This is a genomic window from Vreelandella zhuhanensis (assembly GCF_009793355.1).
In the GTDB taxonomy this organism is placed as follows: Bacteria; Pseudomonadota; Gammaproteobacteria; order Pseudomonadales; family Halomonadaceae; genus Vreelandella; species Vreelandella zhuhanensis.
Window position 1 is genome coordinate 82,022 of record NZ_WTKP01000006.1, and the last position, 23,809, is coordinate 105,830.

The following is a 23,809-nucleotide window of genomic DNA, read 5'->3' on the forward strand; positions in this document are numbered from 1 at the left end:
CGGATTTTGACCTGGTGGGAGGGCGATTTATCGCGCGAGGGGTTTGCCTGCAATGGGCACCAACCCAAACCTCGCCCGACAAGTCGGCCTCCTACCTCAGTCCCAGCCCCCCTGAGGTTTTGACCGGGTGGGAGGGCGATTTATCGCGCGAGGGGTTGCCTGCAATGGCCAACAACCCAGGACTCGCCCGACAAGTCGGCCTCCTACCTCAGTCCCAGCCCTCCTGAGGTTTTGACCTGGTGGGAGGGCGATTTATCGCGCGAGGGGTTGGCTTGAAATGGACAACAACCCAGGAACCCAGGGCTCGCCCGGCAAGCCGGCCTCCTACCTCATTACCCGCCCCCCGCGGATCTTGACCTGGAGGGAGGGCGATTTATCGCGCGAGGGGTTTGCCTGAAATGGCCAACAACCCAAACCTCGCCCGACAAGTCGGCCTCCTACCAGCCCCCCGAGGATCTTGACCGGGTAGGAGGGCGATTCATCGCGCGAGGGTTTGCCTGAAATGGGCAACCAACCCAGGGCTCGCCCGGCAAGTCGGCCTCCTGGCATGCTCAATCCCAGCTTTTATCGTAGTCCTCCCAGTAACGGCCTAGATCGCGCTCAAGGGTCATGTCATAGAGGTTGTAACGCCGCCCAAGGCGGGCCCCACCATCGCGGGTCAGCGGCTGCCAGGCGATATTGGCACGCTGTCGGCTCGAGCGAGTGAAGAAAGCATCGAGGGGAATCGATAGATAAAGCCCCTTGTCGAAGCCCCCTTCACCGAAGTCATCGCCGGCGTCGGTCCAGGTGCCCCAGGCCCCCATGCGTACCCCGGAATCGAACTCCCGCGAGAGATCCAGGGTGCCGCCCACGTCCCCGGCCAAATAGCGCCCGACGCTGACCTTGGCCAGCACATCCTCGATGCCGGTTTCGACATAGCCACTCAGGTGACCCGTCCAGGTCGTGTAGTCACGCAATCCCAGGCCTTGATCGAAATCGCGCTGCTGCACCCAGTTGAGGTCGATCCCCACCGCATAGGGGCTATCGAAAGGCCGATACAGCACCTCGCCGCCCACACCGGCATACATCATTTCCAACAAGCCGCCATAGCCCATGGCAAAGACATTCTCGCTGAGCTTGCCGGTGCGCGTGTACTGCAAGTGCTCGATACCCAGCGACGACTCACTGAGATAGTCGCCAATGAAGGTGCGCACCCGGGGCAGGTCGGAATCGGACATGTATTCATAGTTATCGAGGTTGTCGAAGGCTGTCCAGGCCACCTGACTGGAAAACCAGCTATTGGGGGTGACCTGATACTCGGCCTCGGCCACCAGCAATAGGCGATACAGATAGCCGTCCGGCCCCCCGAAGTTCTGATCCAGGCGTGGCCCCACGCCCCAAGTGAAGCGTTGCGGCTTGGCTTCGTAGAGTACCTCGTCCACGGGCGCATCCAGGTTGGCGTGGGCGTAAATACCGTAGCGGTGCGGGTACTCGTGCTCGGCAGAGCGCGCAGCGTTCACAAAGGCCGCCCTGTCGTGCACGCTTTCGCGCAGCGCCAAGCCGCGCTCCTGCCATTGGAAGCGGAACGAATCGATGTCTTCATCTGCCTGGGCGTGCAAGATGCGCCCGGCACGCCCTTCGCTCTGGGGCAGCGCCCGAAAGCGCAGCGGTTCCGCTTCCAGGCGCAGATTGCTTCCGCGACGCGTGATGCGGTTAACCCGCACCCCGGCATTGCGGTTCAATGCCTGGCTTGCCTGCTGCCAATCATCGTAGGCAGGCGCATCGAGGTGCAGCGCAGCCGGGTCGTTTTTTACCTGGCGCAGCCCGGCCAAATCGATGTCATAGCTGATGCCGCCCATCGCCGTATTGCCGCGCTGCCAGCCCGCCTGCAAGGCAAGGTTATCGGTCACTGCCAGGCGGGCGCCCAGATTGAAGCGGGTGTCCTGGGGCTGAGTGTTGCCGTGGGGCTCGTTGCTGTAATCGTTGCCCTCGTATTCGAGCTGCAGCACCAGGGGGTCCCAGGGCGTCTGGTATTCGACCCCGCCGAACAGCGCCACGGGGCCGCTGAACAGCTGGTCCACGGCAAATTCCCCGCCAAAATCGCCCCCGGCACGCTCGGGGCGCTCATCGAAGCGCTCGGCGAGCCAGCCAAGCGGGGAATCCACATCGGCCGCATTGCCCAGATAGCCCCAGCCCAACCCCAGGCTCACATCGATGTTCCCCCAGCGCTTGTTGGCGACCAGGTACTCTGCGCCAAACAGGGTGGTGCCGCCAAAGTCGCGAAAGCCGACCGCCAGTTGCGGCCAGTAACGGGTTTCCTCCAGCAAACGCAGCTTCATGTCAAAGCCCTTGTCGAGATAAGGGCGGTCGCCGGCAATTTCTTCCCCGAACAGGCGGTTTTCAACTTCAACGTAGCGAAAGCCGCCTTCGAGCCAGTCGGTAGGCTGGAGAAAGACGTTATAGCGCCGGTAAGGGGCTGTGCGGCTCCAGCTCGCTGACAGGGTGCCCTTGGGCGCCATCCGCGCGGTGGGGGTCTGCATCAAGCCCACCCCGCCGAAATCGCTTTGCCCGGTTCCCAGCTGGGCGGCTTGGACATTGGCACTCATCACCAGCATCAGCAGAGGGGGCAGGGGTTTAAAAAAAGCTAGTTGGCTTGCCATAGGGGGCAGTCGTCTCCGGGCAGGCGGGTAGAGAGCAAGGTAGGTAACAGGCGGTTGACCAGGCTGCGTTCGGTAGCGGTACCGGGAAAGGGCAGGGCGCCGCTCAGGCCTTGGCGACCGGGCAACTCAAAAAACACCCGGCTCCCTGGTGCCAGGGGGGTGGGCTGGCGGTTCCAGCTGGCCACGCCACGGCGCAGTACGTTGCCGCTGGGCACGATCAGCGCCGCGTGGTCGGCCCGGCGAGCGGTCGACGACAGCTCGCGATACACATCGGCCAGGCGCAAGTCTGGCGTCCAGGGCACACGGCTGACCCCATCCAGGCTCCACACTTCGACCCAATCGGGTACCTGGCAAAAGCCCCAATAAGCGATGGCCGAGAGCGGTGGCACCTGGCGCAGATGGGCGCCTAGCCAGGGCAGGTCGAAGCGCCCCGGGGTGCGGGCCTGCTCATCCTTGAATTCACCCAACGCTGACTGCCAGTGGGCCAGGCCAGTGGCAAGCGCAGGTTGGCCGGAAAGCCGCGCACTAATGCGCAAGGTCCCCAGTTCCTGAATAAGCCGCTGGCGTGGCTGGGGCAGATGCGCCTTCTGGTCATGGCGCAAGGCAAACGCATGGCTCCAGGGAATCGGCGCGGCCTGTTGTTCAAGGGTTGTCTGCCAACCCTCGACCAGGCTGGGCTCAGTGGGCTGGGCATGCACCGCCAGGGGCACCAGGCTTAAAGCGAATGCCGCTAAAACGTTCACCACCATGGCCGAGCGACCTCCCATTGAATGCGCGGCCCGTCAGGCCAGGCAACCTCATCCACCGCCCACAGGCGCCGGCTCTGTGAGTCGCGCCACAGGGTGGCTCGGGAGCGGCTGCCATCATCCCAGTGGCGTTGCGCAGTACAGACTTCGACCCGCTGCTCGCCCAAGGGCAACGTGACAACTTTGGGCGTGGCACAGCTCAACCGGGCATCAGCGCCTAACGCCCGGGTCAGGCCGTCGCTATCTTCCCAGAGGCGCTCCAGGCGGTACTCCAGCGGTGTCGCTTGCTGCCAGGGCACGTAGGCCGTCGCTGCCTTGTTTGCCTGGGGCATCTTACTTGCCTGAAATGGCATGTAGCGGGTGGTCAATAGATCCTCGGGGAGGCCTGCCGTGGCCTGTAAGCCCTCATGATAAAGGCTGAGCATGCCGTTGTTGCCGGTCGGCCAGAACGTGGTTGAACCGCCCAGGGCGCCCAGCACCAACACGCCGCTGCGGTCGCCGGTGTCGACCACCAGCGAGGCAAAAGCAATTTCCGAGGCCTGCTGAACGTGGCCCGCATCACCCGGCAGCAAGCTTTTGACAGCGTCCTCCAAGGGGGTGGCGCCACCGCTGGCGCAGCCGTTGAGTATCAAGGCAGCCACCAGCAGGCCAGAAACCTTCAGGGCGCGTGAAAAAGCCGCCTTTGGGCGGCCTTTATCACTCTGCAACTTTTTGACTAGCAACATGCAGTAAACCCAATCAATTGGTGCCAGTCGTACCCGTCGTGCCGCTGGAACTGTCGGAACCGGAAGAGGCGGCAGCGGCTACGCCTAGGCCGGCGACAGCGGCGCCAGCGGCGACTAATCCCGCGGTAGAAAGGCCGGTAGCGGCCGCGAGACCTGCAAAGCCGCCCGTTGCAGCAGCACCGGCACCGGCTGCTGCACCACCGGCCGCCGCACCGCCTGCCGCCGCGCCACCGGCTGCGCTACCACCGCCCGCCGCGCCAGTACTGGCAGCCGCGCCGGTTTCTGCCTGAGCCATGGCCAGCGGCGATGCCAGCATGCCGGCGATAGCGAACAGTGCAAAACTTTTCTTGATCATCATCGAGAACCCCTTAAAACCTGTGAAACGCCATACGGCGCCAATGCGGGAACATGGTAGCGCCTGTAAGAAATCCTGACTATGCCTGTTGCTTATCTAAGTTTTTATTGTTGGCTCTTTATACTTAGGAAAGTGCCTTTTGTAAGACATTGCCTACAAGGCGCGTAAGCAATTGGCTGTTTTGAGGGCCTGGAAATAAGTCCTCTAGCCTGTGCTTCTGCATATGTGTAATATGCGCCACCCAAACGATAGCGCTAGAGCACAGTAATTAATTGACTAAATCAGTCATGAATGTTGCTCGCTAAAACAACCTTTTTTTTAATAAAAATGACCTAGTAACGCCTGTGTCATGGCGTTTATGCGAAAAGTACCTTCAGGCCTCGAGAATGCGCCATGACATCTCGGGGCGGTAGCGTGCCTGAATTTGAACCCAAGGCCTGGAACCGCATGCACTCTTTTTCATCTTCTTCACGACCTTTGCTTGTTGCCCTGCTGCTGGCTGGCCTGCTTTCCGGCTGCGCCCTGGCACCCGGTGGGCATATCGAATCGAATAGCCGCGCCGCGCCGCTCGATGACCTGGTCGATATCGAACCGATCACCCCCGGGCTGGTGGCCAGTTACCGCCACAGCCAATCCGCCGCGCAGCCGATGAGCAGCGAGCTGCGCGCCGAGCTTGAGGCTTACAAATACCGCGTCGGCCCCGGCGATGTGCTCAACGTGACGGTCTACGACCATCCCGAACTGACGATTCCCGCCGGGGGCGAGCGCAGCGCGGAGGAAGCCGGTAACCAGGTGGACAATGACGGCACGCTCTTCTACCCCTTCATCGGGCGGGTGAAAGTCGGCGGCATGACGCTGGAAGAAGTGCGCAGCATGCTGGCGCGCCGTCTGGTGGCGTTTATCGCCGAACCCCAGGTGGATGTCGGGGTGGCGGCGTTTCGTTCGCAGAAAGTCTACGTTAGCGGCGCGGTGGAAGAGCCCGGCACCTTGCCGGTGACCAACGTGCCCTTGACGCTAAGAGATGCGATCAGCCAGGTGGGCGGTGCTCAGGAAGACGCCAACTGGCACGAGCTCATCCTGACCCGCGACGGCAAGGAGCAGCGCCTTTCGCTTTACGCCTTGATGCGCCAGGGCGACCAGCGCCACAACCTGCTGTTGCGCGACGGCGACATGCTGCATGTACCCAGTGCCGAAAACCAGGGCGTGGCGGTAATGGGCCAGGTACGCACCCCGGGTAATCTGCCGGTGGGCAACGAGCGCATTTCGCTGACCGACGCCATCGCCCGCGCCGGTGGCATTGACGAAGCCACGGCCGAGCCCACCGGCATCTTCGTGGTTCGCACTAATCAAGAGTCCACGGACCCCTTGGCCACGGTGTACCAGCTGGATGTGAGTAACGCGATTGCCTTCGCCCTGGGCAACCAGTTCCCCTTGCAGCCCCAGGATGTGGTTTACGTGACCACAGCTCCGCTGGCGCGCTGGAACCGCGTGATCAGCTTGTTGCTGCCATCGGTTCGTTTGCCGGGCACGGCCGCGGATACCGGCACCGACTTCAAAAGCCTATAAATTTCAAGGGCCTGTAACAGCGCCACTTTTCATGAGGGGTTCGACTCCCTCCTAGCTTTCAGCACCAGAGCTCAATATTAATGTCCGATATTCCTTCACAGACATCGAACCCCGCCGATGATGAAATCGATCTGGGGCGCCTGTTCGGCCTGTTGCTCGACCATAAATGGCTGATCATCGCCATAACGGCACTGTTCAGCATTGGGGGTATTGTCTACGCCCTGTTGGCCACGCCGATCTACAGCGCCGACGCCCTGGTGCAGGTGGAAAACAAGGCGGGCATGGCCAACCCTCTGGAAGATGTGCGCGCCATGCTCGGCGATGAGCCCAGCGCCGATGCTCAGCTGGGCATTCTGCGCTCGCGGCTGGTGCTAGGCCGCGCCGTGGATCAGGAGCGCCTCGATCTAATAGTCGCGCCGAAGCGTTTTCCGGTTATCGGTGACTTCCTGGTGCGCCGTGGCGTCGAGCGCCCCGGTTTTGCCAAAAGCGGTTTCGCCGAGAGCAGTGTCTGGGCGAATGAAGCGATCAATATCGGCGACTTCCAGGTTGATGCACCCTGGCAAGGCAAGGCGTTCACGATCGTGACCGGCGAGGCCAACCGCTACAGCTTGCGCCTGGAAGATGAAACCTTGGGCGAAGGCCGCATCGGCCAGAACGCCGCCTTTCTGAATGGCCAGGTGCAGCTGAGGGTCGCCGAGATCCAGGCCGCACCCGGCGCCGAGTTCACCCTTACCCAGCGCTCGCGGTTGGAAGCCATCAATGAGCTGCGCTCACGCTTCAGCGTCGGCCAGCAGGGCAAGGACAGCGGCCTGCTCAACCTCTCCCTGACCGGCCCTGACCCACAGCATGCCCAGCGTGCCCTCAATGCGATCAGCGAGGTGTACCTGACCCAGAACATTCAGCGCCAGAGCGCCGAGGCCGAGCAGAGCCTGAACTTCCTGGAGGGCCAGGAACCGGAGATTCGTGAGCAATTGCGTGCCGCTGAGGACGCCCTGAATGCCTATCGCATCGAGCGGGACAGCGTGGATCTTTCGCTGGAGACCCAGTCGATCCTGGAGCGACTGGTCAACCTGGAAGCGCAGCTCAGCGAGCTGGAGTTCACCGAGTCGGAAGTCTCGCGGCGCTTCTCGCCGGGCCACCCGACCTATTCGGCGCTGCTGGAGAACAAGCAGCAGCTGATCAACGAGCGTGAGCGGCTCAACGAGAGTATCGACAACCTGCCGGAAACCCAGCAGCAGGTGCTGCGCCGCACCCGCGACGTGGAACTTAATCAAGAAATCTATCTGCAGCTGCGCAACAAGATCCAGGAAATGAAGATCGCCAAGGCGAGTACCGTGGGCAACGTGCGCATTCTTGACGAGGCGGTGGTGCAGCCTGGCCCGGTGGAACCCAAGAAGCCATTGATCGTGGTGCTGGCCACGCTGTTGGGCGGCATGCTGGCGGTGGGGCTGGTGCTGCTGCGCGGCTTGTTCAACCGCGGGGTGGAATCACCCGAGCAGATCGAGGAAATAGGCTTGCCGGTGTATGCCACCGTGCCGCTCTCGAATGTGCAGCAGACGCTGATCAAGCGGATCAAGCGTCGTAGCGATAAACGCAGCAGCAGCATTTCCACCGGCGTGCTTGCGGATCTTGACCCAACCGATACCTCTGTCGAAGCCCTGCGCTCGCTGCGTACCAGCCTGCATTTCGCGATGATGGAGGCAGGCAACAACCGCTTGATGATTGCCGGCCCCAGCCCCAATATCGGCAAGAGTTTCATCTCGATCAACCTGGCGGCGGTATGCGCCCAGGCCGGCCAGAAGGTACTGGTGGTGGATGCCGACATGCGCAAGGGCCATGTGCATCACGCCTTTGGCGCCCAGAGTGAAGGCGGGCTTTCCGAGTTACTTTCGGGTAAAGCAACCCTTGATGAGGTGATTCGTGAAGGCAATAAACAAGGGCTGAGTTACATCGCCCGGGGCAGCGCACCGCCCAACCCTTCAGAGCTGTTATTGAACCAGCGTTTTAGCGAGTTTCTGGAAGAAGCCAGCCAACGCTTTGACCTGGTGATTATCGACACCCCACCAATTCTCGCGGTAACCGACGCCGCAGTGGTAGGCAAGCAGTGCGGCACCACCCTGATGGTGCTGCGCTTTCAACTGAACCCGATCAAGGAATTGCAGATCGCCCAGCGCAGGCTGGAAACCGCAGGTGTTACCGCCAAGGGTGCGATTCTCAATGCCATGGAGCGCAAGGCCGCGACCAGTTATGGCTATGGCTACTACAACTATGCGTATAAATAAGTCAAAAGCCGGACATTGATAACCCATTTATCGTTAGTTGTAGGCTTCAATTTTTCTAATATTCGGAAGGCTATGAAACTTCTCATTACCGGCGGCGCGGGCTTTATTGGCTCGGCCGTGATTCGCCATATCATTGCCCATACCGCCGACAGCGTGGTCAACGTCGATAAGCTGACCTACGCCGGCAATCTGGAGTCCTTAGACGAGATCGAAGGCAGCGAGCGCTACGCCTTCGAGCAGGTGGATATCTGCGACCAGGCTGAGCTGGAACGCGTCTTCGCCGAACACCAGCCCGATGCGGTAATGCACCTGGCCGCCGAGAGCCACGTCGACCGTTCCATCGATGGCCCCGCTGAGTTCATCCAAACCAATATCGTCGGAACCTACACGTTGTTGGAAGTAGCGCGTGCTTACTGGCAAGGGCTAGATGTGGGCCGCCGTGACACCTTTCGTTTCCATCATATTTCCACCGACGAGGTCTATGGAGACTTGCCGCACCCGGCAGACGTTTCTAACGCCCGCGAACAGCTATTTGTGGAAACCACCGCCTACGCGCCCAGCTCGCCTTACTCCGCCAGCAAGGCGAGCTCAGACCATCTAGTCCGGGCCTGGCAGCGCACCTATGGTCTGCCCACCCTGATTACCAATTGCTCCAACAACTACGGCCCCTATCACTTTCCCGAGAAGCTGATTCCGCTGGTGATTCTCAATGCCCTGGAAGGCAAGACGCTACCGGTATACGGCCAAGGTGAACAGATTCGCGATTGGCTCCATGTAGAAGATCATGCCCGCGCCTTATACAAGGTGGTGACCGAAGGCAGGGTAGGGGAGACCTACAACATCGGCGGCCACAACGAGAAGCAGAATATCGACGTGGTACATGCGATCTGCTCCCTGCTCGATGAGATGGTTCCCTCGCACCTAGTTCCTCGCTCTTCGCTTATTACCTATGTAGCCGACCGACCCGGCCATGACCTGCGCTACGCCATCGATGCAAGCAAGATCGAGCGCGAACTCGGCTGGACACCGCAGGAAACCTTCGAGAGCGGTCTTCGCAAAACCGTGCAGTGGTACCTCTGCAATCTAGATTGGTGCCGGCGCGTACAGGACGGCAGCTACCAGCGCGAACGGCTAGGCGTCGCCACGGCGTAAAGCAAGACACCCCCTTGTAGGAGCACAGCTTGCTGCGCGATCCATCGCGCAGCGATGGCCGATCGCTGATCCCAGAAAGGAAGCACATATGGCACGTAAAGGCATCATCCTCGCCGGTGGCTCCGGTACTCGTCTGTATCCCATTACCATGGGCGTCTCCAAGCAGCTACTGCCGATCTACGACAAGCCGATGATCTACTACCCGCTCTCGGTACTGATGCTAGCCGGTATTCGCGAAATCCTGATCATCAGCACCCCCGAAGACCTGCCCAGCTTCCAGCGTCTGCTGGGCGACGGCAGCCAGTTCGGTGTGTCGCTGAGCTATACCGAGCAGCCGAGCCCGGATGGCCTAGCTCAGGCGTTTATCATCGGGGAAGACTTTATCGGTGATGACAGTGTTTGCCTGGTGTTGGGCGATAATATCTTCTATGGCCAAGGCTTCACACCCAAGCTGCAACAAGCCGCTGCCCTCTCCTCGGGCGCCACCGTCTTTGGTTATCAGGTCAAGGATCCGGAACGCTTTGGTGTGGTCGAGTTTGATCAATATCAACGCGCTATCTCGATTGAAGAAAAGCCAGCCAAACCTAAGTCTCACTATGCAGTAACTGGGCTGTATTTTTACGATAATGACGTGATCGAGATCGCCAAGGCAGTAAAGCCCTCGCACCGAGGGGAGCTAGAGATCACCAGTATCAATCAGGCCTACCTGGAACGCGGCGATCTTAACGTTGAGCGGTTGGGCCGCGGTTTCGCTTGGTTGGATACTGGCACTCATGAGAGCTTGTTAGAGGCAGCGCACTTTGTCGAAACCATCGAAAAGCGACAAGGCTACAAGATCGCCTGTCTGGAAGAGGTGGCCTTCAACAAGGGGTGGCTCAGTGCTGACGACCTGAAACGCCTGGGCAACCCGCTCAAGAAGAACGGCTATGGGCAATACCTGCTGGCCATTGCCGGGGAGGAGGTATGAGCCTGTTTCACTGGATCGATTTTCCACCCTTGGGAGATGAGCGAGGCTCTCTGGTCGCGCTGGAAGCCAACAAGACTATCCCGTTCGAGATCAAGCGGGTCTATTATATCTTCGGCACCAAGGAGGGCGTATCACGCGGCTTCCATGCGCACAGCGACTTGAAACAGGTGGCTGTATGCGTGACCGGCAGTTGTCGCATGGTGTTGAATAACGGTAAGCAAAAAGAGGCAGTCTGGCTGGATTCACCAACAAAAGGTCTGCTGATAGAAGAAATGGTCTGGCGGGAAATGCATGAATTTAGCTTGGATTGCGTGCTGTTGGTGATGGCCAGTGAGTACTACGATGAGTCAGATTACATTCGTAGCTATGATGAGTTCATTCAGAAGGTTGGCGAATGAATTCGGTGCATGAATTGGCCGATGTGGCGGAATGTACCATCGGAGAAGGGACGCGCATCTGGCAATACGTAGTGATACTTGCAGGAGCAAGAATTGGACGTGACTGCAATATCTGTGCTCATACCTTGATTGAAGGTGATGTCCAGCTAGGGAACCGCGTCACAGTCAAATCCGGTGTGTTTCTCTGGGATGGTACCCGTATCGAGTCAGAGGTCTTTATCGGACCAAATGCCACCTTTACTAACGACCCCTGTCCACGCTCGAAAGCCTATCCTGAAGTGTTTTCAGGTATCACCGTGCGGCACCATGCCAGTATCGGGGCGAACGCTACATTGTTGCCAGGCATCACCATCGGGGAATATGGGATGGTAGGTGCCGGTGCTGTTGTCACTCAGGATGTGCCGGCAAGAGCCGTGGTGGTGGGTAATCCAGCAAGAATTATCAGGTATATCGATTAATGGTTCCTTTCCTCGATCTGAAGGCTATCAACGGCCAGTACCGCGATGAGCTCGTGGCTGCAGCTATCCGTGTTATAGATTCTGGCTGGTATATCCAAGGCGAAGAAGTCCAAGCGTTCGAGCAGGAGTTTGCCGCCTACTGTGGAAGTACGCATTGTATTGGCGTGGCCAACGGCCTGGATGCCCTAACCCTGACTCTCAGAGCATGGAAAGAGCAGGGCAGGCTAAAAGAGGGTGACGAGGTGATTGTGCCGGCCAACACCTACATCGCCAGCGTGCTGGCCATTACCGAAAATCGCCTGACCCCGGTGCTGGTGGAACCCGATGAGGCTACCTATAACCTGTGCCCAAAAAAGGCCGAAGAAGCTATAACATCCCGAACACGAGCGATTCTCCCGGTGCACCTATATGGCCAGCTAGCGGATATGCCAGCGATCATGGATATTGCCGAACGCCATAAGCTATTGGTGTTGGAAGATGCCGCGCAGGCCCACGGTGCAAGCCTATACGGCCGCAAAGCCGGTAGCTGGGGCCATGCCGCGGGATTCAGCTTTTACCCCGGCAAGAATCTCGGCGCCTTGGGTGATGCCGGTGCAGTAACGACAAACGATGATGAATTAGCGCAAACCCTTCGAGCCATAGGCAATTATGGCAGCCACAAAAAATACGAGAATTTGTATCAAGGCGTCAATAGCCGCCTGGATGAGATGCAGGCTGCCATGCTGCGGGTAAAACTCAAACATCTTGATGCTGAGACACAACGGCGCAAGGAGATTGCACTTGCTTACGCCTGCGGAATTTCAAATTCAGTATTGACTCAGCCAATACCCGCTAACAGTACGGTTGAATCACTGGAAAACCATGTATTCCATCTCAATGTAATCCGCACAACAGCGCGTGAAGCATTGCAGTCATATCTGACTGATGCAGGTGTTCAAACGCTGATCCACTATCCGATCCCGCCGCATCAACAAAAGGCTTATGCCGAGTGGGATATCCAAGCCTACCCACTGACAGAAGCCATTCACCAACAAGTGCTTAGCTTGCCCATTAGCCCCGTGATGACTGACGATCAGGTACAGGCCGTTATTGATGCCTGCAATCGCTTGAGATGCGCTGAAGCATGACACTTATTAAAACCAGCCTGCTGAATGGAGTTGCTGTTGCCATCAAAATGCTGACATTGCTGGGCCTGAACAAAATACTAGCCATCTATGTTGGCCCAGCAGGGTATGCCGCGCTGGGGCAGTTCCAGAATGCCGTGCAAATGATCACAACACTGGCCAGCGGTGCGATCAATACTGGCGTTACCAAGTACACTGCCGAGTATTACGAAGACGAAGCCAAGCAGCATGCGGTCTGGCGTACAGCAGGTACTATCTCCTTGGTCGGCTCCGTTGTGGTCGCGGTCAGTGTCATAGCCTTCAACAAACCTTTAGCGGGTTGGTTTCTCAAGGATGAAAGCCTTGGTAGCGTTTTCATCTGGTTTGCTGCAACACTGGTGTTGTTTGTATTCAACACCTTGTTGCTGGCCATCCTCAACGGGAAAAAAGAGATACAGCGCTATGTAACCGCTAACATCGCAGGTAGTTTGTTTGCCCTGGCGGTCACCACTGCCATGGCAATTCAGTTAGGCCTCTACGGTGCGCTACTTGCGCTGGCAATTTACCAATCGCTCACCTTCTTTGTCACCCTGACGCTCACATACAAAGCACGCTGGTTCAAACTGCGCTATCTGCTCGGCGGTATCGATAAGCAGGCAGCTAAAAATCTTGCGAAGTTCACAGCAATGGCACTGACCAGTGCAGCCTGTGTGCCGCTAAGTCACATCTTGATACGTAATCACTTGGGTGAAACATTGGGCTGGGATGCCGCAGGCTACTGGGAAGCCATGTGGCGACTCAGCGCAGCTTATCTGATGCTGGTGACAACAACACTAAGTTTGTATTACTTGCCAAAACTGTCTGAATTGCAAAATTCTTCTGATATTAAAAAAGAGATAATGCAAGGCTACAAAATTATACTGCCAGTAGCGGCAGCTTGCAGTTTGGTTATCTACCTGTTGCGTGACTTTATAATTCGCGTACTGTTTTCAGCTGAATTCTCCCAGATGGAAGTATTATTTGGTTGGCAGATGGTAGGCGATACATTGAAGATTGGTAGTTGGATTCTGGCTTACCTAATGTTAGGGAAAGCCATGATAAAACTGTTTATCTTATCAGAAATAAGCTTCGCAGCATCTTTCTATGCGCTGACTTATTATTTCACAGGATTTTTCGGGCTGGAAGGCGTTGCTGTTGCACATGCCGTCAATTACTTTTTTTATTGGGCTGTTATGGCAGTCTTTATTGGTTATACGCTGAGAGTAGGGGCTGATGAATGTTGCACTGCTAATCATGCAGACCAAAGTTAATTTTAATTTTCATAAATAAGTAAGATAGTGTTACGTATACAGAAAATTTGCTAACAAAAGCATATGGAATAAGCCGATAAAAAACTAGCTAAATATCAGGCCGTGAAAGATATATATCAAATAGGTTATAAAAAACTTAGGTACGAGCAGTGAATAGACAACAACCGTTGGTGAGCATAGCAATAATTACATATAACCAAAAGGAGTTCTTGAGAGAGTGCATAGAGTCCTGCCTAGCACAAGACTACCCTAATATTGAAATCGTAGTAGCGGATGATGGCTCAACAGATGGTACGCATGAAATGCTTAATGGATATGTAGAAAAGTATCCAGGAAAGTTTGTGCTGCGATTATCAGAAGAGAATCAAGGCATAACAAAAAACTCTAACACTGCACATTTTGCTTGCTCTGGCAAATTTTTTGCTTGGATTGGTGGCGATGATCTAATGTTGCCAAGTAAGATCGCAAAGCAAGTTGATTATATGGAAAACAATCCTGATTGTACCATTTGCTACCATGACTTAGATGTGTTTGATAATGAAACAGGGAATTCGCTCTATAAGTTCTCGAATAAAAATAAACCTAGAGAGGGTAGGGTTGCAGTAGCTGTAAAATATGGTGTTTTCAATGGTGCATGTTCCACTATGGTTAGGGCAAATAAAGCACCCGTAAAAGGCTATAATGAGCTATTGCCTGTCGCATCTGATTGGTGTTATTGGGTTGACTCACTGTCAAGCGGTGGTGAGATTAGGTATATACCCGAAATATTGGCACGCTATAGACGTCATCAAAAAAACGTTACTGTACTCAAAAAAGATATTGGGCAGAATTCACTAGATCATCTTAATACATGCAATCACATAATTGCGAATTACCCAGAATATGCGAGAGAGGCATTGTATTGCTATGCAATTAACATAAGGTCTTTGAGGAAAAAGCTCCCTTATCTGAGTACTTTGATTTATGTAATTAAATCTACAGGCGATATAAAATCTATTGTTGCTGGTTTCGTTTATATTTTTACTTTTAGTAGGATTAAGATCTGATGAAAAGATGAGTTTTTATACGTCTTGGCCGTGCATTATATGAAGATTTTAGTAAGTTATTGCGCTCAGTTTCTTCAATCAAGCTTCCATAGTCTGTATAATACTTCTCATTTTAGCACTTTTTGAAAAGAGACTAAAGCATTATAGGCTAATTTAACAAAATGTATTTTAACTCTACAAGAAGTGAAAAGGCTAATTAGATGTGTGGTTTATCTGGGTTTTATTATTTAACCAACAAGAAGCTTTGTTCATCTGATTCAAACTTTGTGCTTGAACAGATGGCATCTACGCTAAACCAGCGTGGGCCTGATGATATCGGCATATGGTGTGATGAAAATGAAAGAATCGGTCTAGCCCATACCCGCCTCTCAATTGTCGATCTAACTCCGGCTGGGCACCAGCCCATGGCATCAGCCTGTGATCGTTTCGTTATTGCTTTCAACGGTGAGATTTACAACCACATTGACTTACGTGCACAGCTTGAGGCTCAAAACACTGCACCGCTATGGCGTGGTCACTCGGACACTGAAACTCTGCTTTCTTGTTTTAGTGCATGGGGCGTTGAGCAAACCCTACAATCAACAGTTGGCATGTTCGCATTAGCTTTGTGGGACAAACAAGAGCAGAAGCTGACATTGGCACGTGATCGCTTGGGTGAAAAACCGCTCTACTGGGGTTGGTGTGGCGATACATTGTTATTTGGTTCCGAGCTTAAAGCACTTAAAGTACATCCTGGTTTTAATGCGAACGTGGATCGCGGAGCTTTGGCCCTATTACTGCGCCACAACTATATCCCCGCGCCACATTCTATCTATCAAGGCATCGAAAAGCTGCCTGCCGGTCAGTATGTGCAGATCAAAAATGGCAAGCTGCGTACTGATGTACAACCTAAGGCGTATTGGCAATTGAATCAGGCTGTGGAGTCTGGCCTTTCTAATCCGTTTAACGTCTCCGATCTTGAAGCCACTAACCTGTTGGAACAAACGATTAGCCAGGCAGTATCAGATCAAATGCTGGCAGATGTTCCTGTAGGGGCGTTTCTCAGTGGTGGTGTCGATAGCAGCACTATTGTGGCTTTGATGCAGCAGCATTCTAAACAGCCTGTTCGCACTTTTGCGATTGGCTTTGATGAGCCAGGTTATAATGAGGCTGAATACGCAAAGGAAGTCGCACAGCATTTAGGCACGGATCATACTGAACTCTATGTCAGTGCTCAGGATGTATTGGACTTGGTACCTCGCTTACCCGAGATATACTGTGAACCTTTTGCTGATAGTTCTCAATTACCTACCTTTTTGGTCAGCCGCATGGCAAAGGAGCACGTCGCCGTTGCACTCAGTGGTGATGGTGGTGATGAGCTCTTCGGTGGCTACAACCCTCATCAGTTTGCACCGCGTATATGGGATCATTTAAAGCGCTTGCCATTACCGCTGAGGCAACTGGCTGTTCGCCTGCTATCAGGGCTGCCTTTACCCGATAAGCTGGCTAAGCTTTTGAGCGTTTTTCCGGCCAAGGATCGAGAACACTTTTATCAAGTACTGATGAGCCACTGGAATAGGCCAGAGCAGTTGGTAATCGGTGCGCGGGAACTGCCTACACTGCTGAATAGCCGTGATCAATGGCCGCAAACTGATAGTTTTGAACATTGGATGATGGCCATGGATGCCGGCCAGTACATGGCGGACGACATCCTTGTGAAGGTAGACCGGGCGGCTATGGCAAATAGCCTTGAGACACGTGTCCCCTTGCTTGATCATCGCGTTGTTGAATTGGCTTGGCAATTACCCTTGCAGATGAAGATTCGTGATGGTGTGGGTAAATGGATTCTGCGTGAAGTGCTGTACCGCCATGTCCCTCGTGAGCTGATCGAACGTCCTAAAAAAGGCTTTTCAGTGCCGCTGGGGCAGTGGTTGCGCGGGCCATTAAGGGACTGGGCTGAGAACTTGCTTGACTCCCATCGCTTGGAGGAAGAAGGCTACTTCCATCCGGCTCCAATAGGTGCTTTGTGGCAAGCTCATTTATCAGGCAAACGTGATCATGCACGTAAGTTGTGGAGTATTTTGATGTTTCAGGCTTGGATAGAAAAACAGTGAAAGTAGCACACGTTATTATTGGCCTGGATGTAGGCGGCGCTGAACTGATGCTTAAGCGTTTAGTAGAGTCACATGTTGAACAGTCAGACATTGAGCATGTGATTATTTCACTGACAGATCAGGGTGTATTTGGTGCGCAGCTTAGCAAACAGGGTATTACCGTATATTGTCTGAATATGTCCTCTATTGCTAAAGGCCCCTTTGTTTTTTTCAAGTTGCGTAAACTTTTGCAGCAATTACGCCCAGATATTGTTCATACCTGGATGTATCATGCCGATCTTCTGGGTGGGCTGGCAGCACGTAGTGCAGGGCTGCGTAATGTGGTTTGGGGTATCCGCAGTACCGATATCCGTAAGGGCGGTAGTAAAGTCACTTTGCTGGTTCGTAAACTGTGTGCATGGTTGTCAGGGCCGATACCTCGCGTCATTGTGTGCGCGGCCAACGCATCCCAAAAAGTACATGAAGGTATTGGCTACGCATCGAGCAAGATGCAGGTGATTCCCAACGGGTTTAAACTTGATAAGATTCTTTCAACAAGCAATGCTGAATCAACCGTTCGCGAACAGTTGGGCATAAGCCAGAATTCTAAGGTTGTTATATCTGTCGGGCGTTTCAATCCGGTAAAAGACCATAAAACTTTCATCGAAGCCGCTGGCAAGGTGGCCGCACATTTTGACGATGTAAGGTTCTGGCTGGTAGGGCGTGACCTTGATCACTCGAACGCACAGCTCATGACCATGATTGAAAAAACAGGCCATGCCGAAGCCTTTCATCTGTTGGGTGAAAGAAGCGATGTATCTGCATGCCTGCAATCCAGTGATATTTTTTGCCTGCACTCTGTAACAGAAGGCTTCCCAAATGTATTAGGTGAGGCGATGGCGGTTGGTTTGCCCTGTGTGACAACGGATGTAGGCGATGCAGCTTACCTATTGAATAAGTCTGAATGGGTAGTCCCAGCTGCCTCACCTGAAAGGTTAGCAAAAAAACTGAGTGAAATGCTATCCATCTCATCAGCTGGAAGGGATGAGTTAGGGCATGCTGCTGCTTTGAGAATTCGTCATAACTTCACAATAGATGCCATTAGCCAGCAGTATTTTGATCTCTATAAATCACTAGTTGATCCCTTAAACATGAAACTTACTATGGAAGTCTGACCTTACCTACTAGGGAAAACGCATAAAAAACCGCGCTACAACGGGCTTCGTAGCGCTTTGCTAGTAGGAGCTAATGTGGTTATCTAACGGCTTTTGCTCATGGAGCTTGAGGCCGCCCACCTAGTTTTTCACTTGTCTGAATATTTGGTATTTTTCCTGGTTGTAATCAACGTATCTCAAGAGTTTATAGCGTATTCATGGAAATTGTTTCAACTGCTTGGCACGTCATCGTCGCTTTTTCTGTTTTTGTAATCGGTGCTCTGCTAATGATTTTATTGGCGAGATGCTTCAGCGTCGGCTCGCTACGTAGCTTGGGATTATATTGCTGGCACACAATATTTTGTCTATTTTATTTATGGTTTGTCTTGCGGTTTGGCGGTGACGCCGTTGCGTATTTTCGGAAGGCTTCCGAAGGTGAAGTTGTATTTAGTTTCGGAACTGCGGGTGTGGATTATTTCACGGCTTTTTTGGTGCAGGGCGTTGGTGTTTCTATACTAGGCGCTTTTCTCATATTCAATATCTTTGGATCCATCGGGTTGCTTGCTCTCAATGGCTCTCTTAAAGTCGCTACTCGCAATGCAAAGCCGTATGTTATTAAGCTGGCAACAGTCATCGTATTTTTGCCGTCAGTGAGCTTTTGGTCATCAGCTATTGGCAAAGACTCGTTATCTTTTATGGCCACAGGATTGGCTCTTTGGGCGGCTTTAGACCTTGGTAAACGCGGGTTGCTGATGGCAATAGCCATCGTAGTCATGTTAATGGTGCGGCCTCATATGGCCGGTATTATGGTAATGGGGTTAGCGCTTGCCGTAATGTTTGACTCCAATATGACGCTCGGTAAAAGGTTAATTTGCGGGATTGGCGCTATCTCAATCGCTGGGATGCTCGTTCCCTTCGCTCTGCAATATGCTGGCGTTGGGGAAACCGTCAGTGTTGATTCGCTTAATGCATATATCGATAAACGTCAATCCTATAATATGGAGGGTGGAGGGGGCGTGGATATTTCTTCCATGAGCCTGCCGGTACAGTTGTTCACCTACATGTTCCGACCAACTTTTTTAGAGATAAATTCAATTTTCTCAGTTGCTGCGGCACTAGATAATGCGATCCTCTTGTATTTATTTGTGTTTGGTGGGTGGGTTTTATTTAAGTGTCGTGTGCGCTCAGTTGGTAATAGAGTATTCATGTGGGCTTATGTGTTGGTGGCGTGGATTATATTGTCGATGGTAACTGCAAATCTTGGTATTGCCTTGCGCCAGAAATGGATGTTTGCACCTATGCTGATTTTTCTACTGCTCTCTGTCATTGGCAAGAAACAATGCACGACACCTCCGATCCTTTCGTTGAGCAAGAGCGATGACAGTGAATTGAAATAATGAAGCCAATTTTAATAGTAGCAAGTTATCCAGTGGTCGCCGCCTTGGTCTGTATGAACGAGGCACTGACCGCACCACGTCCGGCCTGAGCGCAGGCAGGCAATTCTCGACTCCTCATCATGCGTCTCTTCTCTATACGACTCTTCCCCACATCTAGTACCAACAGGAACCTCCATGTCATTCGACGAATGCCAAGCCGCGCTGCGCCAGCAGCCGCGTCGCTGGCTGGTAACCGGCTGTGCCGGCTTTATCGGCAGCAACCTCCTGGAAACCCTGCTCAAGCTCGACCAGCAAGTGGTCGGGCTGGACAACTTCGCCACCGGCTTTCAGGCCAACCTGGATGAGGTGAAGTCCCTGGTCACTCCGGCACAGTGGGCGCGGTTCCATTTCATCGAGGGGGATATCCGCAACCTGGAAGATTGTGCCAAGGCCTGTGAGGGGGTGGTCCATGTATTGCACCAGGCGGCGCTGGGTTCGGTGCCGCGCTCCATCGCGGACCCCATCGCCACCAATGCGGCCAATATCACTGGCCAATTGAACATGCTGGTGGCCGCCAAGGATGCCGAGGTGAAGAGCTTCGTCTATGCGGCGTCGAGCTCCACCTATGGTGATCATCCGGCACTGCCCAAGGTGGAAGACCGCATCGGCAAGCCGCTTTCGCCCTATGCGGTGACCAAGGTGGTCAATGAAATGTATGCCGAGGTGTTTGCCGGCACCTATGGCTTCAAGGCCACTGGGCTGCGTTACTTCAATGTGTTCGGCAAGCGTCAGAACCCTAACGGTGCCTATGCGGCGGTGATCCCCGCCTGGGCGGGGGCCATGCTCACCAACGATACGCTGTTCATCAACGGCGATGGCGAAACCAGCCGCGATTTCTGCTTCATCGAGAATGCCGTCCAGGCCAACTTGCTGGCCGCCACCGCAACGGATGAGGCCCAGGGCGAGGTATACAACGTGGCGGTCAACGCCCGTACCAGCCTCAATCAGCTGTTTGACGCCATCCAGGCCGCCTTGGCCGAGCAGGGCGTTAGCTACTCTCAGACCCCCACCTACCGCGACTTTCGCCCCGGTGATGTGCGCCATTCCCAGGCCGATATCGGCAAGGCCCGGAAGCTACTCGGCTATGCCCCGACCTACACCATTCAGGATGGCATTCACGAGGCGATGCCCTGGTATGTGAAGCACTTTCGTGGCCGTGGTTGAGTGGCCGCTATCTCGATTCAACTGTTACCCGTTTTTACTGATAGCCGTTTTTATTGATCAAGCACCGCGAGGGAGAAACTGATGCTGAGCATGGATAATGTGCGCCTAGGCGTGATCGGCCTGGGCTATGTGGGGCTGCCGTTGGCGGTGGAGTTCGGCAAGCTACTGCCTACGGTGGGCTTTGATATCAATACCCAGCGTATTCGTGAGCTGAACGATGGCATCGATCTCACCCTGGAGGTGGAGCCGGAACTGCTGGCCCAGGCCAGCCGGCTGAGTTTCGAAAGCGATCTCGAGGCGCTGCGCGGCTGCAATGTATACATCATTACCGTGCCCACGCCCATCGATGCCAGCCGTCAACCGGATCTTACCCCCTTGATCAAGGCCAGCGAGACCCTGGGCCAGGTGGTGCAGAAAGGCGATGTGGTGATTTATGAGTCGACTGTCTACCCCGGTGCCACCGAGGAAGACTGCATTCCGGTGATCGAGCGGGTCTCGGGGCTTACCTACAACCAGGACTTCTTCGCCGGTTACAGCCCGGAGCGCATCAACCCCGGCGACAAGGAACACCGCGTGACCACCATCCGCAAGGTGACCTCGGGTTCTACCCCGGAGATCGCCGACTTCGTGGATGCGCTCTACCGCCAGGTGATCACCGCCGGTACCCACAAGGCCAGCTCCATCGCCGTAGCCGAGGCGGCCAAGGTGATCGAGAACACCCAGCGTGATATCAACATCGCCCTGATCAACGAGCTGGCGGTGATCTTCAATCGTCTGGGAATCGACACCGAGGAAGTACTGGAAGCCGCCGGCACCAAGTGGAACTTCCTGCCGTTTCGCCCGGGGCTGGTGGGTGGTCACTGCATCGGCGTGGACCCCTACTACCTGACCCACAAGGCCCAGCAGGTGGGCTATCACCCCGAGGTGATCCTCGCGGGGCGGCGCATCAACGACAACATGGGCGCCTATGTGGCCAGCCAGCTGATCAAGCAGATGATCAAGCGGCGCATCCATGTGGAAGGGGCACGGGTGCTGGTGATGGGCTTGACCTTCAAGGAGAATTGCCCGGACCTGCGCAACACCCGCGTGGTGGATATTCTCAACGAGCTTGCCGACTACAACATCGCGGTGGATGTCTATGACCCCCAGGTCAACAAGGCCGAGGCCGCGCATGAATACGGCATCCGCCCAGTGGAGCACCCGGAAGCTTCCGCCTACGATGCCATCATCCTGGCCGTGGCCCACCAGGAGTTCCGCGAGATGGCCGTTGAAGCCATTCGCGCCTGGGGCAAGCCCGAGCACGTGCTCTACGACCTGAAGTATGTGTTGCCCAAGCGCGACGTGGATTTGCGACTTTGAAGACATTTCTGTTGATTGCCAGTTTCCCCGATTCGCTGATCAAATTTCGAGGGCCGTTACTGCAGGCCTTGCTGGCAAAGGGGCTGGATGTGCATGTGGCGGCGCCAGACCTGGCCGGTGTGCAGGATATTCGTGAAGAGCTGGAAGCGCTGGGCATTACCCTGCATGAGATCGGCCTGAAACGCACTGGCACCAACCCGGTTGCGGATATGGGCACCATGGCTGAACTGTGGCGGCTGATGCGCCGCATTCGGCCGGATTACGTGCTGGGGTATACCATCAAGCCCGTGATTTACGGCTCCTTGGCGGCGTGGCTGGCGGGTGTGCCCAACCGATTTTCACTGGTTACCGGGCTGGGTTATGCGTTTACGGGTGAAGCCTCGGGTAAACGTGGCCTGCTGCGAAAGCTGATTCAGCGCTTGTATCGGTTCGGGCTTTCCAAAAGCCGCAAGGTGTTCTTCCAGAACCCGGATGACCAGGCGCTGTTTCGGGAACTGGGTTTGCTGCCAGCCAGTGTTCCTTCCTGCGTGGTGAATGGCTCCGGTGTGGATGTGGCGGATTACTCGCTGGCACCGCTGCCGGAGAAGCCTTCATTTCTGCTGATTGCCCGCCTGTTAGGTGACAAGGGTGTTCGTGAGTATGCCAAGGCAGCCAGTAAGGTGAGGGCGCAGCATCCTCAGGCAAGCTTCAAGCTGGTGGGCTGGATTGACGATAACCCGGATGCCATTGCCCAGCACGAGCTGGATGAGTGGGTAAGCTCCGGTGCCCTGGAATTTCTGGGCAAACTGGCGGACGTTCGCCCGGCCATTGCCGATTGCAATGTGTACGTGCTGCCCTCTTACCGAGAGGGCACGCCCCGCACCGTACTGGAGGCGATGGCCATGGGCCGGCCGGTGATCACTACCGATGCCCCCGGTTGCCGGGAGACAGTCACGGATGGTGACAATGGTTTTCTGGTGCCGGTAAAGGCGGTGGACGAGCTGGCGGCTGCCATGGTGCGTTTTATTGAAACACCGGAACTGGTGGACAAGATGGGACAGCGTTCCCGGCAGGTGGCGGAGCAGAAATACGATGTGCACCGGGTGAATGAGTTTATGTTGGGGGAGATGGGGATTGAATGATTAAGCGTATTTTCGATGTGGTAGCGTCCACCGTTGCGCTGGTGGTTCTGTTGCCGGTAACCGCTGTTGTTGCTCTGCTGATCCACCGCAAACTCGGCTCCCCCGTATTCTTCCGCCAGACCCGCCCCGGTTTGCATGGCAAACCCTTCGAGATGGTGAAGTTCCGCACCATGCTGGATGCCTTGGACAAGCACGGCAACCCGCTGCCGGATGACCAGCGTATGACACCGTTCGGCAGTTTTCTGCGCGCTACCAGCCTGGATGAGCTGCCGGAGCTGTGGAATGTACTCAAGGGTGACATGAGCCTGGTGGGGCCGCGCCCGCTGCTGATGGAGTATCTGCCGCTCTACAGCCAGGAACAGTATCGCCGCCACGAGGTACGCCCGGGGGTAACCGGCTGGGCCCAGGTCAATGGGCGCAATGCCTTGAGCTGGGACGAGAAGTTCAAGCTCGATGTCTGGTACGTCGACAACCGGTCGTTCGGGCTCGATCTCAATATCCTGAAATTAACCGTGAAACAGGTGCTGGTTCGTGACGGTATCTCGGCGGAAGGCCAGGCGACGATGACGAAATTTCGCGGTAACCCGCATGAAATGCCTTGTCATGCCGACAACGAGTCGCGCTCGTAATCTTTCTCTCTTTCTCTCTTTCTCTCTTTCGCTCTGCGTCGATTGATACGCTATCATGGTATGAGTTTCGTCATTCTGTCTCATCAAGTGCTTGGTACTAAGCAGGCAGCCATGACAGCCTTTAACC

20 protein-coding genes are annotated in these 23,809 nt (G+C 55.0%); 16 read left to right on the forward strand and 4 right to left on the reverse strand.

Annotated elements, in window-relative coordinates:
- Positions 1–551: 551 nt before the first annotated feature.
- Genes GPM19_RS09700 through GPM19_RS15235 form a run of 4 tightly spaced genes read right to left on the reverse strand, consistent with a single transcriptional unit; the run spans position 552 to position 4,468 of the window.
- Positions 552–2,639 carry a YjbH domain-containing protein gene (locus GPM19_RS09700; RefSeq protein WP_202114779.1) on the reverse strand — a complete coding sequence of 696 codons (2,088 nt, stop codon included), beginning with the start codon at positions 2,637–2,639 and terminating at the stop codon, positions 552–554.
- Positions 2,624–3,388, reverse strand: a complete 765-nt coding sequence (locus GPM19_RS09705; RefSeq protein WP_160418843.1) for a capsule biosynthesis GfcC family protein — start codon at positions 3,386–3,388, stop codon at positions 2,624–2,626. The genes GPM19_RS09700 and GPM19_RS09705 overlap by 16 nt, the downstream gene beginning before the upstream one ends.
- Entirely contained in the window at positions 3,379–4,110 is a 732-nt protein-coding gene (locus GPM19_RS09710) for a YjbF family lipoprotein (protein ID WP_160418844.1), read from the reverse strand. Before GPM19_RS09710 ends, GPM19_RS09705 begins: the two co-directional genes overlap by 10 nt.
- Before the next feature lie 13 nt (positions 4,111–4,123).
- Positions 4,124–4,468, reverse strand: a complete 345-nt coding sequence (locus GPM19_RS15235) for a hypothetical protein (RefSeq protein WP_202114780.1) — start codon at positions 4,466–4,468, stop codon at positions 4,124–4,126.
- 444 nt (positions 4,469–4,912) lie between these two features.
- On the opposite strand from GPM19_RS15235, the gene GPM19_RS09720 reads away from it, so the two are divergent.
- From GPM19_RS09720 to GPM19_RS09795, 16 genes are all read left to right on the forward strand, one after another.
- Positions 4,913–6,031, forward strand: a complete 1,119-nt coding sequence (locus tag GPM19_RS09720; protein ID WP_160418983.1) for a polysaccharide export protein — start codon at positions 4,913–4,915, stop codon at positions 6,029–6,031.
- 80 nt (positions 6,032–6,111) lie between these two features.
- On the forward strand, positions 6,112–8,313 hold the full coding sequence (locus tag GPM19_RS09725; protein ID WP_160418845.1) for a polysaccharide biosynthesis tyrosine autokinase: 2,202 nt from the start codon (positions 6,112–6,114) through the stop codon (positions 8,311–8,313).
- Positions 8,314–8,385: 72 nt separating this feature from the next.
- A complete protein-coding gene (gene rfbB / locus GPM19_RS09730; RefSeq protein ID WP_160418846.1) occupies positions 8,386–9,465 on the forward strand; it encodes a dTDP-glucose 4,6-dehydratase in 1,080 nt (359 codons plus the stop codon).
- A gap of 88 nt (positions 9,466–9,553) precedes the next feature.
- The gene (gene rfbA / locus GPM19_RS09735) at positions 9,554–10,432 is read left to right on the forward strand and encodes a glucose-1-phosphate thymidylyltransferase RfbA (protein WP_160418847.1); all 879 of its coding nucleotides are present in this window, start codon (positions 9,554–9,556) and stop codon (positions 10,430–10,432) included.
- A complete protein-coding gene (locus tag GPM19_RS09740) occupies positions 10,429–10,830 on the forward strand; it encodes a sugar 3,4-ketoisomerase (RefSeq protein WP_160418848.1) in 402 nt (133 codons plus the stop codon). Before rfbA ends, GPM19_RS09740 begins: the two co-directional genes overlap by 4 nt.
- Positions 10,827–11,288: an acyltransferase gene (locus GPM19_RS09745; protein ID WP_160418849.1), complete on the forward strand. Its 462-nt coding sequence runs from the start codon at positions 10,827–10,829 to the stop codon at positions 11,286–11,288. Before GPM19_RS09740 ends, GPM19_RS09745 begins: the two co-directional genes overlap by 4 nt.
- Positions 11,288–12,415 (forward strand): DegT/DnrJ/EryC1/StrS family aminotransferase, encoded by a 1,128-nt coding sequence (locus GPM19_RS09750; RefSeq protein ID WP_160418850.1) that lies wholly within the window; start codon positions 11,288–11,290, stop codon positions 12,413–12,415. The genes GPM19_RS09745 and GPM19_RS09750 overlap by 1 nt, the downstream gene beginning before the upstream one ends.
- Positions 12,412–13,701: an O-antigen translocase gene (locus tag GPM19_RS09755; RefSeq protein ID WP_160418851.1), complete on the forward strand. Its 1,290-nt coding sequence runs from the start codon at positions 12,412–12,414 to the stop codon at positions 13,699–13,701. The genes GPM19_RS09750 and GPM19_RS09755 overlap by 4 nt, the downstream gene beginning before the upstream one ends.
- A 149-nt stretch (positions 13,702–13,850) precedes the next feature.
- A complete protein-coding gene (locus GPM19_RS09760) occupies positions 13,851–14,747 on the forward strand; it encodes a glycosyltransferase (protein WP_160418852.1) in 897 nt (298 codons plus the stop codon).
- Between the two features lie 200 nt (positions 14,748–14,947).
- Positions 14,948–16,840: an asparagine synthase (glutamine-hydrolyzing) gene (gene asnB / locus GPM19_RS09765; protein ID WP_160418853.1), complete on the forward strand. Its 1,893-nt coding sequence runs from the start codon at positions 14,948–14,950 to the stop codon at positions 16,838–16,840.
- Positions 16,837–17,994 (forward strand): glycosyltransferase family 4 protein, encoded by a 1,158-nt coding sequence (locus GPM19_RS09770; protein ID WP_202114781.1) that lies wholly within the window; start codon positions 16,837–16,839, stop codon positions 17,992–17,994. The genes asnB and GPM19_RS09770 overlap by 4 nt, the downstream gene beginning before the upstream one ends.
- A gap of 197 nt (positions 17,995–18,191) precedes the next feature.
- A complete protein-coding gene (locus GPM19_RS09775) occupies positions 18,192–19,370 on the forward strand; it encodes a hypothetical protein (protein WP_160418854.1) in 1,179 nt (392 codons plus the stop codon).
- Between the two features lie 174 nt (positions 19,371–19,544).
- A complete protein-coding gene (locus tag GPM19_RS09780; protein WP_160418855.1) occupies positions 19,545–20,573 on the forward strand; it encodes an SDR family oxidoreductase in 1,029 nt (342 codons plus the stop codon).
- Positions 20,574–20,654: 81 nt separating this feature from the next.
- Positions 20,655–21,932: a Vi polysaccharide biosynthesis UDP-N-acetylglucosamine C-6 dehydrogenase TviB gene (gene tviB, locus GPM19_RS09785; protein WP_202114782.1), complete on the forward strand. Its 1,278-nt coding sequence runs from the start codon at positions 20,655–20,657 to the stop codon at positions 21,930–21,932.
- Positions 21,929–23,053 (forward strand): glycosyltransferase family 4 protein, encoded by a 1,125-nt coding sequence (locus tag GPM19_RS09790; RefSeq protein WP_160418856.1) that lies wholly within the window; start codon positions 21,929–21,931, stop codon positions 23,051–23,053. The genes tviB and GPM19_RS09790 overlap by 4 nt, the downstream gene beginning before the upstream one ends.
- On the forward strand, positions 23,050–23,682 hold the full coding sequence (locus GPM19_RS09795) for a sugar transferase (protein WP_160418857.1): 633 nt from the start codon (positions 23,050–23,052) through the stop codon (positions 23,680–23,682). Before GPM19_RS09790 ends, GPM19_RS09795 begins: the two co-directional genes overlap by 4 nt.
- The last annotated feature ends 127 nt before the right edge of the window (positions 23,683–23,809 follow it).